Here is a 14,707-nt window from a genome sequence, read left to right on the forward strand (position 1 = left end):
TGCTCCGACCCGGGCCCCGAGGGGGGTCTGACCCTGCGTCAGTCCCGGACGGCGACCTTCTCCAGGCTCGCCGACCAGCGCTCCTCGACCCGGCCGAACTTCCAGTACCCGACCGCTCCGGCCCAGGTCAGCACGAACAGGCCGACGATCGCGTACCCGACCATGTCGAGCTCGATCGACCCGATCCAGGCCACCGGGCCCGAGGTGATCTCGAGCTTGTCGCCGAGCAGGCCGACCAGCTCGATGGTGCCGATCACCAGCGCGACCAGCACCGAGAGGCCGGTCACGGTGAGGTTGTAGTAGATCTTGCGGATCGGCTTGGAGAAGGCCCACTCGTAGGCGAAGTTCATGAACGAGCCGTCGATGGTGTCCAGCAGGCTCATGCCCGCCGCGAACAGCACCGGCAGCACCAGCAGCGCGTACCAGGGCAACTGGAAGGCGGCGGCGCCGCCGGCCAGCACCAGCAGCGAGACCTCGGTGGCGGTGTCGAAGCCGAGGCCGAAGAGCAGGCCGACGGGGTACATGTGCCAGGGCTTGGTGACCGCCTTGGTGACCCGGCCGAGGATCCGGTTCAGGAAGCCGCGCTTGTCGAGCTGGCGCTCCAGCTCGGCCTCGTCGAACTCGCCCTGCTTCATCTTCCGGAACACCTTGAGGATGCCGTTGAAGGCCCCCAGGTTGATCAGGCCGATCAGCACCAGGAACACCCCCGAGACGCTGACCCCGATCAGACCGGTCAGGTCGTGCAGGGTGGAGTCGTCCGACTCGACCTGCCCAGCCAGCGACTGGATGCCGAAGGCGAGCAGCGCGCAGAGCCCGAAGACGATCGAGGAGTGGCCGAGCGAGAACCAGAAGCCGACCGACAGCGGGCGCTGGCCCTGGCCCATCAGCTTGCGGGTGGTGTTGTCGATCGCCGCGATGTGGTCCGCGTCGAACGCGTGCCGCATCCCGAGGGTGTAGGCGGTCAGGCCCATCCCGACGCCGAAGACCTGCCCACCGACGTCGTACTGCTCCGGGGCCACCAGCGCGATCAGGGTGAACCACCCGATCACGTGCAGCGCCAGGACGAAGCCGCCCATCCCGGCCAGCCGGAACCATTCCTCGCGGGTGAGCCGGTCACGCAGTCTGCCAGACGCGGCCATGCGGCAGTCCTCCAGTAAGTCGTAAGGGATGCCCAGATCCCCGAGCTGGACCATCCTTCCCTCTATCCGGCCGCAGTTGCAACCCGTTCGCAATTGCGTCCTCCCGGCGCATCGGGGCACTCGGGTCGTCCGGGCGGCGCCACAGCTCACGTTCCGTCAGGAAATAGGAGTAAAAGTCATCTATTGTCTGATTCGGTGATCATCAGGACCGACCGGAGGCAGTCCCCTTGCTGAACAGCACAGACCTCGACAGCCAGGACACCCCGCGGCTCGACCACTCCTTCTTCGGTCACCCCCGCGGCCTGCTCACGCTGTCCGGCCTGGAGGTCTGGGAGCGGTTCTCGTTCCTCGGCATGCAGGCCATCCTGGTGCTCTACTTCGCCGACCCGGTCGCCAACGGCGGCCTCGGCATGACCCAGGGCACCGCCGCCTCGGTGGTCTCCGCCTACGGCACCCTGGTCTACCTGACCTCGGTGGTCGGCGGCTGGGTGGCCGACCGGATGCTCGGCTCCTACCGGTCGGTGCTCTACGGCGGGGCGCTGATCGCCTGCGGCCACTACGCGATGTCGGTGCCCACCGCCGCCATGACCTGGGTCGGCCTCGGCCTGATCGTGGTCGGCACCGGCTTCCTGAAGCCGAACGCGGCCACCCTGGTCGGCGGGCTCTACGCCACCGACGACGACCGCCGGGACGCGGGCTTCGCCCTCTACTACATGGCCATCAACATCGGCGCCTTCGCCGGCCCGCTGATCAGCGGCTGGCTCGGCCAGAACGAGGGCTGGCACTGGGGTTTCTCGGCCGCTGCGGTCGGGATGACCTTCGGCGTGGTCCAGTACGTGCTGGGCCGCTCCACCCTGCACCGGGACCGCGGCCCGGTGCACCCGCTCACCGAGGCCGAGCGGAGCCGCTGGGCCGGCCGCGCGGTGGCGGTGGTGGTCCTGGTGGCCGCCGTCGGGGTGGTGCTGCAGCTGGTCGGCTGGCTCACCATGGACCGCGCCGTCGACCTGATCACGCTGGTCTCGGTGCTGGCCCCGATCGCCTACTTCGCGGTGATGTTCCGCAGCCCCGAGGTGAGCCGGGCGGAGCGCGGCCGGCTGCGGCCGTACGTGGTGCTCTTCCTCGCCTCGGTGGTCTTCAACCTGGTGCTGTTCTCCTCCTACACCACGCTCGCCCTGCTCGCGGTGGACCACGTGGACAACAGCATCTTCGGCTGGCACTTCCCGTCCAGCTGGTGGACCTCCATCCTGGGCGCGATCGAGGTGCTGCTCGCCCCGGTGATCGCCGCGCTCTGGGTCCGCCTCGGCGACCGCCAGCCGCACGCCTCCCGGAAGATCGCCTACTCGCTGTTCGCGGCCGGCCTCTCCTTCCTGGTGCTGGTCCCGGCCACCCTCGGCAAGAGCGGCGACTACCAGGTGGCCGGGCTCTGGCTGCTCGGCTGCTACCTCTTCATGGGCGGCGGCGACATCCTGCTGGAGACCACCGGGATGTCCGCCACCAGCAAGCTGGCGCCCCGTCACTTCGCCAGCCAGACCATGGCGGTCTGGTTCCTCTCGCTGGCCCTCTCCCAGGGCATCGCCGCCCAGCTGACCAAGCTCTACGGCGAGGTCGCCGACTCCGCCTACTACGGCGCGCTCGGACTGTTCGCCGTGGTCGCCGGGATCGCGCTGTACCTCGCGCTCCCCTGGATGCGCCGGACCATGCACCCCGTTCACTAGGAGGTCCTCGATGCAGCACCCCGACAGCTACCCGTACGGGACCACCCGCGAGGACCTGCGCATCCCGCTGGCCGACGGCACCGAGCTGTACGCCCGGATCTGGCGCCCCGTCACCGACGTGCCGGTGCCCGCGCTGCTGGAGTACCTGCCGTACCGGCTCACCGACTGGACGGCGCCGCGCGACGCCCAGCGCCACCCCTGGTACGCGGGCCACGGCTACGCCTCGGTCCGGGTCGACGTGCGCGGCCACGGCAACTCCGGCGGGCTGCCCGGCGACGAGTACTCCGCGCAGGAACTGGCCGACGGCGTCGCGGTGGTGGAGTGGCTGGCCGCGCAGCCGTGGTGCAGCGGCCGGGTGGGCATGTTCGGCATCTCCTGGGGCGGCTTCAACAGCCTGCAGATCGCGGCGCTGGCGCCCGAGGCACTGAAGGCGGTGGTCACCGTCTGCTCCACCGACGACCGCTACGACAACGACGTGCACTACATGGGCGGCTCGCTGCTCGCCGTCGACATGCACGCCTGGTCCGCCACCATGCTCGCCTTCGTCGGCCGGCCGCCGGACCCGAAGTACGTCGGCGAGGACTGGCGGCGCCAGTGGCTCACCCGGCTCGAAGCGGTCGACCCCTTCGTCCACCCCTGGCTCGCGCACCAGACCAGGGACGACTACTGGCGGCACGGCAGCGTCTGCGAGGACTACGGCGCGATCAAGGCCGCCGTGCTCGCCGTCGGCGGCTGGGCCGACCCCTACCGGGACACCGTGCTGCGGCTGGTCGAGCACCTGGACGCGCCGGTCCGGGGCATCATCGGCCCCTGGTCGCACCAGTACCCCGACCGGGGCCTGCCGCCCGGCCCGGCGATCGGCTTCCTGCAGGAGACCCTGCGCTGGTGGGACCACTGGCTGAAGGACCTGGACACCGGGGTGCTGGCGGAGCCCGCGCTGCGCACCTGGATGAACGAGTCGGTGCCGCCCGCGACCTCGTACGCCAACCGGCCGGGCCGCTGGATCGGCGACGACTCCTGGCCCTCCTCGGACGTCCGGGAGATCCACTACGGCCTGGACGACGCACTGCGCACCGCCGGGACCTCCTCCCCCGACCGCTTCGTCCGGGTCCGCTCCCCGCAGCACACCGGGGTGGACGCCGGGCGGTTCTTCCCGTTCGGCAACGCCGCCGACCTGCCGCCGGACCAGCGCGAGGAGGACGGCCGCTCGGTCTGCTTCGACTCCACCCCGCTGCCCGAGACGGTGGAGATCCTCGGCAACGCCTCCGTCCGGCTGCGGATCCGCTGCGACAGCCGACGCGGGCAGGTGGTCGCCCGGCTCTGCGACGTCGCCCCCGACGGCTCCTCCACCCTGGTCACCCGGGGCGTGCTCAACCTGACCGCCCGTCAGGGCCGGGACCGGGTGGTCGAGTGGACCCCGGGCGCGGTCGAGGAGGTCGAGTTCCCGCTGGTCTCGATCGCCCACGCCTTCCCGCCCGGCCACCGGGTCCGGCTCGCCCTGTCCTCCGCCTACTGGCCCTGGATCTGGCCGCAGCCCGACACCGCCGGCTTCGAGGTCGACCCCGGCCACAGCGTGCTCGCGCTGCCCGTCCGTCACCTGGCCGCCGACGCCGGCTCCCCGCCGATCACCTTCGAGCCCCCCGAGCAGTCGGTCGGCCTGGACGTCCGCCCCGTCGAACCGCTCACCGCGCGCCCCGAACGTCTGGTGCTCCGCGACGTCGCCACCGGCGAGTGGCGCCTGGAGGTCGACCCCGGCTACGGCGGCTCCCGCCGCTACCCGGACGACCTGGTCTTCGACGAACACGCCGTCGAGGCCTACCGCATCCTCACCGACGACCCGCTCTCCGCCGCCACCCGCTCCGACTGGACCGTCCGCCTGCAACGCCCCGACCTCGGCTGGGACGTCACCGTCCACACCCGCTCCGAAATCACCTGCGACGCCACCCACTTCACCACCCACAACCACCTCACCGCCCTGGAAGCCGGGGACGTGCTCTTCGAACGCGACTGGGAGCGGCGGATCCCACGCACCGCGTCCTGACCCCGGGGGCTCAGACCGACAGGGCGATGACGATCGGTCCGATCGTCATCGCCGCGCCCACCAGCGCGACGGGCAGCGCCAACAGCACCAGGACGGCCGACCGCCCGGCGATCTCCGCCCCGTACCGCGTGCCGGTGTCCACCAGCCGGGTGTGGTCCGGCACGTAGCAGAGCTCGATCCGGTCACCGATCCGGGCGCCCCTGGAGACGATCCGCTCCAGGCTGCGCGGCCGGCCGTCGAGGTCGACGAAGGCGTACTTCCCCTTCAGGTGGCTGCCGTCCCCGTCCCCGTCGGGCTGCTCCCGCAGGCGGTCCAGTCTCGCCATCACCCGGACCCCCCGGAACTGGTAGAGCCAGGGCGCACGCAGGCGCCCGACGCCGTGGACCACCCAGGCCACCCCGGCCGCCAGGATCGGCGGGCCGAAGCCCCACAGCATGACCAGGGCGAAGCTGTCCGCCGGACGGAGGTCCACCAGCACGGGCAGCACCACGAACCCCAGCGCGTAGAGCCAGGCGGCGACCTTCCACCAGCGGGCGGAGGACCCGGAGCGGAATCCACCACCGTCGTCGCGGCCGCACCGTGCTCTCCACCGACGCCGCGCCGTCCCGGTCCCGCTCGGCCCGGTCGGCCACCGGCCGCGCCCGGTTCACCGACTCGACGAACGCCGCCAACGCCCGCGCGTTCCGGCACCGCACCCGGTACTCGGCGCCCTGAGCACCCGTCAGCACCAGCCGCGCCCCGCCGGGGACCACCTCCGCCCGCTCGACCGCCGCCACCGGTATCCGGTGCGTGGCCCGGCGGCGCTCGATCAGCACGGCGCCGTCGACCAGTCGCGCACTGCTCCGTCCCGCCCGGAGCACCACCTCGGGCAGGAGTTCTGTTCCGCTCATGGCCGCAGAGTCTAGGTCCCCCTGGCCGGGCACCGACGCGGCTGCCCTTCCGTCGCGGTCGGGAGGCGAGGGAAGGGCAGCCGAACGGCGTTACCGCGTACGGTGGTTGCGGATCAGCTCCGCGTAGCGGTGGCCGCTGGTCTTGACGATGCGTCGCTGGGTCTCGTAGTCGACGTGGATCAGACCGAAGCGCTTGTCGTAGCCGTACGCCCACTCGAAGTTGTCCAGCAGGGACCAGGCGAAGTAGCCGCCGAGCGGGGCGCCCTGGGCGACCGCGCGGGCGCAGGCGGCCAGGTGCTGCTCGAAGTAGGCGGTGCGCTCCGGGTCGTGGACGGCGCCGTCGGCGGTCACGGTGTCCTGGTAGGCGGAGCCGTTCTCGGTGACGTAGATCTTCCGGGCGCCGTACTCCTGGGTGAGCCGGAGGATCAGCTGTTCCAGGCCGGGGCCGTGCACCTCCCAGTCCATCGCGGTGTGCTCGGCGTTCGGACCGCGGACCTGGCGGAAGCCGGGGGCCGGCGCGGTCGGGTCGTCGGCGACGAACTGGCGGAAGTAGTAGTTGAGTCCGATCCAGTCCAACGGGGCACCGATCAGGTCCAGGTCGCCGTCCTGGATGGGGAGTTCGACGCCGTAGAGCTTGACCATGTCCTCGGGGTAGCCCCGGCCGAGCACCGGGTCCAGCCACCAGCGGTTGATGTGGCCGTCGGCGCGGACGGCGGCGGCCCGGTCGGCCTCGCTGTCGGAGGCGGCCTCGATCGGGCTGAGGTTGTTGACGATGCCGATCTGCGCACCGGGGACCGCGGCCCGCAGCGCCCGCACCGCCAGGCCGTGGCCCAGGTGCAGGTGGTACGAGGCCCGGACGGCGGTGGCCAGGTCGGTGATGCCGGGGGCCATCGTGCCGTCCAGGTGGCCGATCCAGGCCGAGCAGAGCGGCTCGTTCAGGGTGGCCCAGTGGGTGACCCGGTCGCCGAGGCGCTCGGCCACCACGGCGGCGTACTCGGCGAACCGCTCCGCCGTCCCCCGGACCGCCCAGCCGCCCCGGTCCTGCTGGGCCTGCGGGAGGTCCCAGTGGTAGAGGGTGGGGAAGGGGGTCATCCCGGCGGCCAGCACCGCGTCGGTGAGGCGGTCGTAGAAGTCCAGCCCGGCCGGGTTCACCACGCCGTCGGCGAGCGGTACCACCCGGGGCCAGGCGATCGAGAACCGGTAGGCGTCCAGGCCGAGTTCACCGGCCAGCCGGAGGTCCTCGGGCCACCGGTGGTAGTGGTCGCACGCCACGTCACCGGTGTCGCCGTTGTCCACCTTGCCGGGGGTGTGGGAGAAGGTGTCCCAGATCGAGGGCGCCCGGCCGTCCTCGTTCACCGCGCCCTCGATCTGGTAGGCGGCGGTGGCCGCGCCCCAGAGGAAGTCGTCGGGGAGCGCACTGAGATCCATCGTCTGCCTTTCGAAGAGGGTCACTTGACGGCCCCGGCGGTGAGTCCGGCGACCAGGTAGCGCTGAAGCAGCAGGAATCCGGCGACCACCGGCACGCTGACCACCAGGGACGCCGCCATCACCTGGTTCCAGTACACGTCGTTCTGGGTGGCGTACCCCTGGAGCCCGACCGAGAGGGTGCGGGTGGTGTCGTTGGTCATCACCGAGGCGAACAGCACCTCGCCCCAGGCGGTCATGAAGGCGTACACGCTGACCGCGACGATCCCGGGGGTGGCGGCCGGCACCACGATCCGCACCAGGGTGCGCAGCGGGCCGCAGCCGTCCACCGCCGCCGCCTCGTCCAAGTCCCGTGGGATCGAGTCGAAGTAGCCGACCAGCATCCAGATCGAGAACGGCAGCGAGAAGGTCAGGTAGGTCAGGATCAGCCCGCCCCGGCTGCCGTACAGCGCGACGCCGGTGGAGTTCCCGATGTTCACGAAGATCAGGAAGAGCGGCAGCAGGAACAGGATGCCGGGGAACATCTGGGTGGAGAGCACCGTGACGGTGAACAACTTCCGCCCCCGGAACCGGTACCGGCTGACCGCGTAGGCGGAGAAGATCGCGATCAGCACCGACAGCACCGTCGCACTCACCGACACGATCAGCGAGTTGACGAAGTAGTCGGCCAGCGGGACGGTGCTCCAGATGTCCAGGTACGGACGGAACGTCAGCTCACTGGGGATCCACCGGAACGGACCCTGCACGTCGCGGAGCGGCTTGAGCGAGGAACTGACCATCACCAGCACCGGGGTGAGGGTGAAGGCGGTCAGCAGAGTGAGGAAGATCCGGCGGGTCCAGAGGAACGAGGCGGGGGGCCTGGTCACTCCGGCGATCGGAGGGCGGAAAAAGGAGCGGCGTCGGGGTGCATGGCTCGGCGGGGCCGAGGAGGGAGTAGCAGCAGAGCTGCGGCGACTGACGAGAAGCCGGCGAGGTGCGGGCCCCGGCGTCGCGACGCCGCCGCCCGATCGCCTCAGTGACCTAGGCATCGGCGTCCCTCCGGCGTGAGGTGAGGAAGAGGTAGACGGCGGTCACCAGGAGCAGGAAGAGCAGCAGCAGGACGGACATCGCCGAGCCCGCGCCGAAGTTCCAGGTGACGAAGGACGACTGGTAGATGTGGATCGAGATCAGGTCGGCCGCCTCCGGCGCGGACTTCCCGAACAGCACGTAGGGCGTGTTGAAGTCGTTGAAGGTCCACAGGAAGAGCACCAGCACCAGTACCTGGTTCACCGGCCGGAGCGAGGGCAGGGTGATCTTGCGCAGCTGCTGCCAGACCCCGGCGCCGTCCATCGCGGCGGCCTCGTACAGCTCGCGCGGGATGTTCTGCAGGCCCGCCATCAGGGTGAGGAAGGCGAACGGCCAGGTCTTCCAGACCGCCACCACCACCAGCGCGGTGAAGCTGTTGTCACCGATCAGCCAGAACGGCTTCTCGTCGAACAGGTGCAGTTGGTCCACCAGCAGATGGTTCACCAGGCCGGTGTCCCGCTGGAACATGAACGACCAGGTGATCACCGCCGCGTACACCGGCAGGGCGTACGGGACCAGGAAGAGCGTCCGGAGCAGCCCACGGCCCCGGAACGACTCCTGCAGGAAGACCGCCGCCGCCGTCCCAAGCAGCCAGGAGAACCCGACAGCCAGGGCGGTGAACAGGCAGGTGACCCAGAACGAGTTCAGCAGCGACTGGCCGATCGGGGCGGAGAAGTCCACCGACACGCGGTAGTTGTCGAGGCCGGACCAGGGAGCGGTCGACCAGTCCCGGATGTAGAACTGGGTGAGCTGCTTGAAGCTCATCACCATGCCGACCACCATCGGGACCAGGTGGATCAGCAACTCCAGGGCGAGCGCCGGGAGCAGGAGCAGGTAGGGCAGGCCGATGCGGCCCAGTTTCGAGCGGCCAGGTCGCTGTCTGGTCATGTCAGCTGGCCGGCATCTGCTGCTGGGCCTTGGTGAGCTCGGCCTTGACCGACTCCTCGGTGACCGGCTTGCCGGCGGCGGCAGCGGCCAGCAGGTTCTTCACCGCCGTGCCGACCAGGGTCTCGAACTGGCTCTCGTTGGCGACCTGGGGCAGCGGGGCAGCGCTGGTGGCGAGCACGTTCGACAGGGTCTTCAGCTCGGGGGTGGCGAAGGCGCTGTCGGCCTGGGCGTCCTTGACCGGGGGGATCGAGCCGTAGGTCTTGTTGAGCTGGATCTGCTCCTCCTTGCCGGTCATGAACTTCACGAACTGCAGCGCACCGTCGGTGTTCTTGCTGTTCTTGAAGACCGCCAGGTTGATGCCCGCGACCATCGAGCTGGTGGCCTTGCTCCCGCTCGCACGGGCGGGCAGCGGGATCGGCGCGACCGCGTAGTCGTCCGGGTTCATCCCGTGCGACTTGAGCGAGGCACCAGCCGCCTGCCACATCAGCATCGCGGCCTTGCCGCTGGCGAAGTCGGTGACCGACTGGTTGGCGGCGTACTCGGCGTTGCCCGGGGCGGCGATCTTGTCCTTGGCGATGAAGTCGACGTACTGCTTGATCGCCGCGACCGCCTCGGGGGTGTCGAAGGCGGGCTTGCCCGCGGCGTCGAACCAGTCGGCGCCGTGCTGCTTGCCGAAGGCGAAGGCGTGGTGGACGTTCTCCGAGACGTTGCCGCCCTCGATCGCCAGGCCGTACTTGCCGTCCTTGGTCAGCTTCTGACCGTCCGCCACCAGCTCGTCCCAGGTGGCCGGCGGCGTGCTGATGCCGGCCGCGTCGAACAGCTTCTTGTTGTAGTAGAGGCCGTACGCCATCGAGTACAGCGGCACCGCGGCGGGGGCTTGGCCGGCTGCGCCGGCCGAGGCGATGGTCGAGGGGACGAAGCGGTCCTTGCCGCCGATCTTGCCGAAGGTGGCGTCGTCGAACGGCAGCAGCGCGCCGGTCGCCTGCAGCGAGGCCGACCAGGTGTTGCCGATGTTCAGCACGTCGGGGCCCTGCCCGGAGGCGGTGGCGGCCAGGATCCGGTTCAGCAGGTCGGACCAGGGCACCACCTCCAGCTTCACCTTGATGCCGGTCTGCGCCTCGAACTTTCTCAGCTCCGGTTCGAGGACCTGCTTGTCGTTCTCCAGGCTGGTGCCCTGGTTGCTCGCCCAGTAGGTGAGAGTCTTGGGGGCGCTGTTGTCGCCGCCTCCGGAGGTGGAACCGCCGCCGCAGGCGGTGGCGGTCAGGGTGAGGACGGAAACCAGGGCGGTGGCCGCAGCAAGACGGTTGATGCGCATGACCGTGTCCCTCTCGGACGAGTGGGTGGGGATGGGGGGTGAAGTCGCCAGCTCTGATGCTTACTTCGGACCGTGATTTAACGTGTGAGAAAAGCTGGCGTCAAGAGTCTGTGCAGCGATAGATTCGGATCAGGAGGGAGACCAGATGGCAGAGCGAGGCAAGCAGACCGTCCGTGACCTGCGACGGGGCAGTCGATCCACCCTGTTGCACCGGCTGTACTTCGAAGGTCCGTTGAGCAGACAGGAGTTGGGTCAGATCAGCGGGCTGAGCGGCGGCTCGGTCAGCAACGTGGTGGGCGAACTGATCTCGGACGGGCTGGTCGAGGAGTGCGGATCGGTCGAGTCCGACGGGGGCCGGCCGCGCATTCTGCTCCAGGTCACCCCCGACCGGGCCCACCTGATCGGGGTGGACGTCGGCGAGACCCAGGTCCGGGTCGCGCTGTTCGACCTGGCCCTGACCGAGCTGGCAGCGAGCGACCACCCGCTCTCCGACCACGGCCACGACGTGGACCACGTGGTCGAGTTGATGCTCACCGGGATCAGCGAGGTGCTGAAGCAGACCGGCGTGCAGGAGTCCCAGGTGCTGGGCGTCGGGGTCGGCGTGCCCGGCATCGTCGAGCAGGGCGATCCCGGCCAGGACGGCCTGGGCATCGTGGTGCACAGCCAGACCGTGGACTGGGACGCCGTCCCGCTCGGTCGCCTGCTCCGGGCCGGCACCGACCTGCCGCTCTACGTCGACAACGGCGCCAAGACGCTCGGCCAGGCCGAGATGTGGTTCGGCGCCGGGCAGGGCGCCCGGCACGCGGTGGTCGCCCTGTTCGGCTCCGGCGTCGGCGCCTGCGTGATCGCCGACGGCGCCCGGTTCCGGGGCGCCACCAGCAGCGCGGGCGAGTGGGGCCACACCAAGGTGCACGTCGGCGGCCGGCTCTGCCGGTGCGGCTCCCGGGGCTGCCTGGAGGCGTACGTCGGCGCCGAGGCGCTGGTCGAGCGCTGGGGCGAGGCACCGCCCGGCAGCTCGGAGAAGGAGGGCCTGGCCGCCCTGCTGGCCGCCGCCGAACGCGACGAACCCTCGGCCGTCGAGCTGCTCGCCGAGTCCTCCGAGTACCTCGGCGCGGCCATCGCCGACCTGATCAACCTGTTCAACCCCGAGCGGATCATCATCGGCGGCTGGGCCGGCCTGCTGCTCGGCCCCCGCCTGCTGCCCGCCATCCAGGACGCGGCCGGCTCGTACGCGCTGCGCTTCCCCCGCGCCCAGACCTCCATCGAACTCGGCCGGCTCGGCCCCGACGCCGTCACCGTCGGCGCCGCCACCCTCCCGCTCTCCCGCTTCCTCGACTCCGGCGGGGACCTCTCCGCTCGCCCCTAGAGCGCAGCCATGCACCCCGCAGGGGCTCGGGGAACCGCGACGCCAGTCCCGGAGAACGGTGCAGGTCCGAGGGTGGTCAGGCACCTTCGCGGTGACCCGAACGCCAGATCTCCTCGCAGTTCCCCGAGCCCCCGGACAGGGCAACTCGATCGTGTGCCGAACGCTCACCAGCGCCTTGACAGCGGGAAGTTGAGCCCTCCACACTCCCTCGGGGAGCGCTCTCCGAGAGATGTTCCGACGGCGCGTCAGTCCGCCGCTGCGCCTCCCCCACCCCCACCCCACCCAGCGCAGGAGAAGCCCGTGAGGCTCACTTCGGCACGCGGTATTGCCGCGACCACCACCACGCTCGCCCTGCTCTCCGGAGCAGTGCTGGCCCTACCCGGCGCCACCGCCAACGCCGCCGACTCGCTGATCTCGCAGGGGAAGACGGTCACCGCCTCCTCCACCGAGAACGGCGGCACCGGTGCGTCCCTGGCCGTCGACGGCAACAACGGCACCCGCTGGTCCTCGGCCGCGACCGACCAGCAGTGGCTCCAGGTCGACCTGGGCGCCACCGCCACCATCAGCAAGGTCGTGCTCAACTGGGAGGCCGCGTACGGGAAGTCGTACCAGCTCCAGACCTCGGCGGACGGCACCAGCTGGACCACGGTCTACAGCACCAGCACCGGCACCGGCGGCCTGGAGACGGTCAACGTCACCGGTTCCGGACGGTACGTCCGGATGAACGGCATCACCCGGGGCACCGGCTACGGCTACTCGCTCTGGGAGTTCCAGGTCTTCGGCACCACCGGCGCCACACCCCCGACCTGTGGCACCACCAACGCCGCCCAGGACAAGCCGACCACCGCCTCCTCCACCGAGAACGGCGGCACCGGCGCGGCCCTGGCCACCGACGGCAACACCGGCACCCGCTGGGCCTCGGCCGCCAGTGACCCGCAGTGGCTCCAGGTCGACCTGGGCTCGGTCCAGCAGATCTGCCGCGTGGTGCTCAACTGGGAGGCGGCCTACGGGAAGTCGTACCAGCTCCAGACCTCGACCGACGGCGCCACCTGGTCCACCGTGCGCACCACCACCAACGGCACGGGCGGCACCGAGAGCCTGGACGTCAGCGGCTCGGGCCGGTACGTCCGGATGAACGGCCTGACCCGGGGCACCGGTTACGGCTACTCGCTCTGGGAGTTCCAGGTCAACACCGGCGGCGGCAGCGGGCCGCAACTGCCCGGCGGCGGCGACCTCGGCCCGAACGTGATCGTCTTCGACCCCTCGACGCCGAACATCCAGGCCAAGCTGGACCAGGTCTTCGCCCAGCAGGAGTCGGCGCAGTTCGGCACCGGCCGTTACCAGTTCCTGTTCAAGCCGGGTACCTACAACAACCTGAACGCGCAGATCGGCTTCTACACCTCGATCTCCGGCCTCGGTCTCTCCCCCGACGACACCAACATCAACGGTGACGTCACGGTCGACGCGGGCTGGTTCAACGGCAACGCCACCCAGAACTTCTGGCGCTCGGCGGAGAACCTCGCGGTCAACCCGGTCAACGGGACCGACCGCTGGGCGGTGTCGCAGGCCGCGCCGTTCCGCCGGATGCACGTCAAGGGCGGCCTCAACCTGGCTCCCAGCGGCTACGGCTGGGCCTCCGGCGGCTACATCGCGGACAGCCGGATCGACGGCTCGGTGGGCAACTACTCGCAGCAGCAGTGGTACACCCGGGACAGCTCGATCCAGGGCTTCAGCAACGGCGTCTGGAACCAGGTCTTCTCCGGCGTCCAGGGCGCCCCGGCCGGCGGCGCGTTCCCGAACCCGCCGTACACCACCTTGGACACCACCCCGGTCTCCCGGGAGAAGCCCTTCCTCTACCTGGACGGCAACGACTACAAGGTCTTCGTCCCGGCCAAGCGCACCAACGCCAGCGGCGTCTCCTGGGCGGGCACCCCGCAGGGCAGCTCGATCCCGCTCAGCCAGTTCTACGTGGTGAAGCCCGGCGCGACCGCCGCGACCATCAACGCGGCGCTGGCCCAGGGCCTCAACCTGCTGTTCACGCCCGGCGTCTACCACGTCGACCAGACCATCAACGTGACCCGCGCGGACACCGTGGTGCTCGGCCTCGGCCTGGCCACCGTGATCCCGGACAACGGGGTGACCGCGATGAAGGTCGCCGACGTGGACGGCGTCAAGCTGGCCGGCTTCCTGATCGACGCCGGCCCGGTCAACTCGGCCACCCTGCTGGAGGTCGGCCCGGCCAACTCCTCGGCCGACCACGGTGCCAACCCCACCACCGTCCAGGACGTCTTCGTCCGGGTCGGCGGCGCCGGCGCCGGCAAGGCGACCACCGCCGTGGTGGTGAACAGCGACGACGCGATCATCGACCACACCTGGCTGTGGCGCGCCGACCACGGCGAGGGCTGGGGCTGGGAGACCAACCGCTCGGACTACGGCCTGGTGGTGAACGGTGACGACGTGCTGGCCACCGGCCTGTTCGTCGAGCACTTCAACAAGTACGACGTGCAGTGGTACGGCAACAACGGCAAGACCGTCTTCTTCCAGAACGAGAAGTCCTACGACGCGCCCAACCAGGCCGCCGTGCAGAACGGTTCGGTCCAGGGGTACGCGGCCTACAAGGTCGGTGACAACGTCACCACCCACGAGGGCTGGGGCCTGGGCAGCTACTGCTACTACAACGTGGACCCGACCATCCGTCAGGACCACGGCTTCGAGGCACCGGTCAAGCCGGGCGTGAAGTTCCACGACCTGCTGGTGGTCTCGCTGGGCGGCAACGGCCAGTACAACCACGTGATCAACGACACCGGCGCCCCCACCTCGGGCACCGGCACCACCCCCTCGGTGGTGGTCTCCTACCCGTGAC

11 protein-coding genes are annotated in these 14,707 nt (G+C 70.3%); 5 read left to right on the forward strand and 6 right to left on the reverse strand.

What is annotated here, in order from left to right:
* Positions 1-38: 38 nt before the first annotated feature.
* Entirely contained in the window at positions 39-1,139 is a 1,101-nt protein-coding gene (locus ACIRPK_RS23510; RefSeq protein WP_403041250.1) for a HoxN/HupN/NixA family nickel/cobalt transporter, read from the reverse strand.
* A 227-nt stretch (positions 1,140-1,366) separates the two neighbouring features.
* Here ACIRPK_RS23510 and ACIRPK_RS23515 point away from each other — a divergent pair, with 227 nt between their 5' ends.
* Together ACIRPK_RS23515 and ACIRPK_RS23520 are read left to right on the forward strand one after the other, a co-directional pair.
* Entirely contained in the window at positions 1,367-2,854 is a 1,488-nt protein-coding gene (locus ACIRPK_RS23515) for a peptide MFS transporter (protein WP_403041251.1), read from the forward strand.
* Positions 2,855-2,864: 10 nt separating this feature from the next.
* Entirely contained in the window at positions 2,865-4,895 is a 2,031-nt protein-coding gene (locus ACIRPK_RS23520) for a CocE/NonD family hydrolase (protein ID WP_403041252.1), read from the forward strand.
* Positions 4,896-4,905: 10 nt separating this feature from the next.
* On the opposite strand, the gene ACIRPK_RS23525 is transcribed toward ACIRPK_RS23520, so the two are convergent.
* Entirely contained in the window at positions 4,906-5,385 is a 480-nt protein-coding gene (locus tag ACIRPK_RS23525) for a hypothetical protein (protein ID WP_403041253.1), read from the reverse strand.
* 89 nt (positions 5,386-5,474) lie between these two features.
* Between ACIRPK_RS23525 and ACIRPK_RS23530 the strand changes: the two genes are divergently transcribed.
* A complete protein-coding gene (locus ACIRPK_RS23530; protein WP_403041254.1) occupies positions 5,475-5,609 on the forward strand; it encodes a hypothetical protein in 135 nt (44 codons plus the stop codon).
* 266 nt (positions 5,610-5,875) lie between these two features.
* On the opposite strand, the gene ACIRPK_RS23535 is transcribed toward ACIRPK_RS23530, so the two are convergent.
* The 4 genes from ACIRPK_RS23535 to ACIRPK_RS23550 all read right to left on the reverse strand — a co-directional run bounded on the left by ACIRPK_RS23535 (position 5,876) and on the right by ACIRPK_RS23550 (position 10,478).
* Positions 5,876-7,213, reverse strand: a complete 1,338-nt coding sequence (locus ACIRPK_RS23535) for a GH1 family beta-glucosidase (RefSeq protein ID WP_403041255.1) — start codon at positions 7,211-7,213, stop codon at positions 5,876-5,878.
* A 20-nt stretch (positions 7,214-7,233) separates the two neighbouring features.
* Positions 7,234-8,085 (reverse strand): carbohydrate ABC transporter permease, encoded by an 852-nt coding sequence (locus ACIRPK_RS23540; protein WP_403041294.1) that lies wholly within the window; start codon positions 8,083-8,085, stop codon positions 7,234-7,236.
* A 145-nt stretch (positions 8,086-8,230) separates the two neighbouring features.
* Positions 8,231-9,163 (reverse strand): carbohydrate ABC transporter permease, encoded by a 933-nt coding sequence (locus ACIRPK_RS23545; protein ID WP_403041256.1) that lies wholly within the window; start codon positions 9,161-9,163, stop codon positions 8,231-8,233.
* A gap of 1 nt (position 9,164) precedes the next feature.
* Positions 9,165-10,478, reverse strand: coding sequence for an ABC transporter substrate-binding protein (locus ACIRPK_RS23550; protein WP_403041257.1), 1,314 nt, complete (start codon positions 10,476-10,478; stop codon positions 9,165-9,167).
* Positions 10,479-10,623: 145 nt separating this feature from the next.
* Here ACIRPK_RS23550 and ACIRPK_RS23555 point away from each other — a divergent pair, with 145 nt between their 5' ends.
* Together ACIRPK_RS23555 and ACIRPK_RS23560 are read left to right on the forward strand one after the other, a co-directional pair.
* Positions 10,624-11,844 carry an ROK family protein gene (locus ACIRPK_RS23555; protein WP_403041258.1) on the forward strand — a complete coding sequence of 407 codons (1,221 nt, stop codon included), beginning with the start codon at positions 10,624-10,626 and terminating at the stop codon, positions 11,842-11,844.
* A 300-nt stretch (positions 11,845-12,144) separates the two neighbouring features.
* Positions 12,145-14,706: a discoidin domain-containing protein gene (locus ACIRPK_RS23560; RefSeq protein ID WP_403041259.1), complete on the forward strand. Its 2,562-nt coding sequence runs from the start codon at positions 12,145-12,147 to the stop codon at positions 14,704-14,706.
* Position 14,707: the final 1 nt, after the last annotated feature.

It is taken from the genome of Kitasatospora sp. NPDC101801, assembly GCF_044766665.1.
Lineage (GTDB): Bacteria > Actinomycetota > Actinomycetes > Streptomycetales > Streptomycetaceae > Kitasatospora.

Excerpts from the sequence above, each read along its gene's own strand:
- ACIRPK_RS23555 (WP_403041258.1), top strand. The coding sequence starts at position 10,624 with ATGGCAGAGCGAGGCAAGCAGACCGTCCGTGACCTGCGACGGGGCAGT.
- ACIRPK_RS23550 (WP_403041257.1), bottom strand. The coding sequence starts at position 10,478 with ATGCGCATCAACCGTCTTGCTGCGGCCACCGCCCTGGTTTCCGTCCTC.
- ACIRPK_RS23535 (WP_403041255.1), bottom strand. The coding sequence starts at position 7,213 with ATGGATCTCAGTGCGCTCCCCGACGACTTCCTCTGGGGCGCGGCCACC.
- ACIRPK_RS23510 (WP_403041250.1), bottom strand. The coding sequence starts at position 1,139 with ATGGCCGCGTCTGGCAGACTGCGTGACCGGCTCACCCGCGAGGAATGG.
- ACIRPK_RS23520 (WP_403041252.1), top strand. The coding sequence starts at position 2,865 with ATGCAGCACCCCGACAGCTACCCGTACGGGACCACCCGCGAGGACCTG.
- ACIRPK_RS23545 (WP_403041256.1), bottom strand. The coding sequence starts at position 9,163 with ATGACCAGACAGCGACCTGGCCGCTCGAAACTGGGCCGCATCGGCCTG.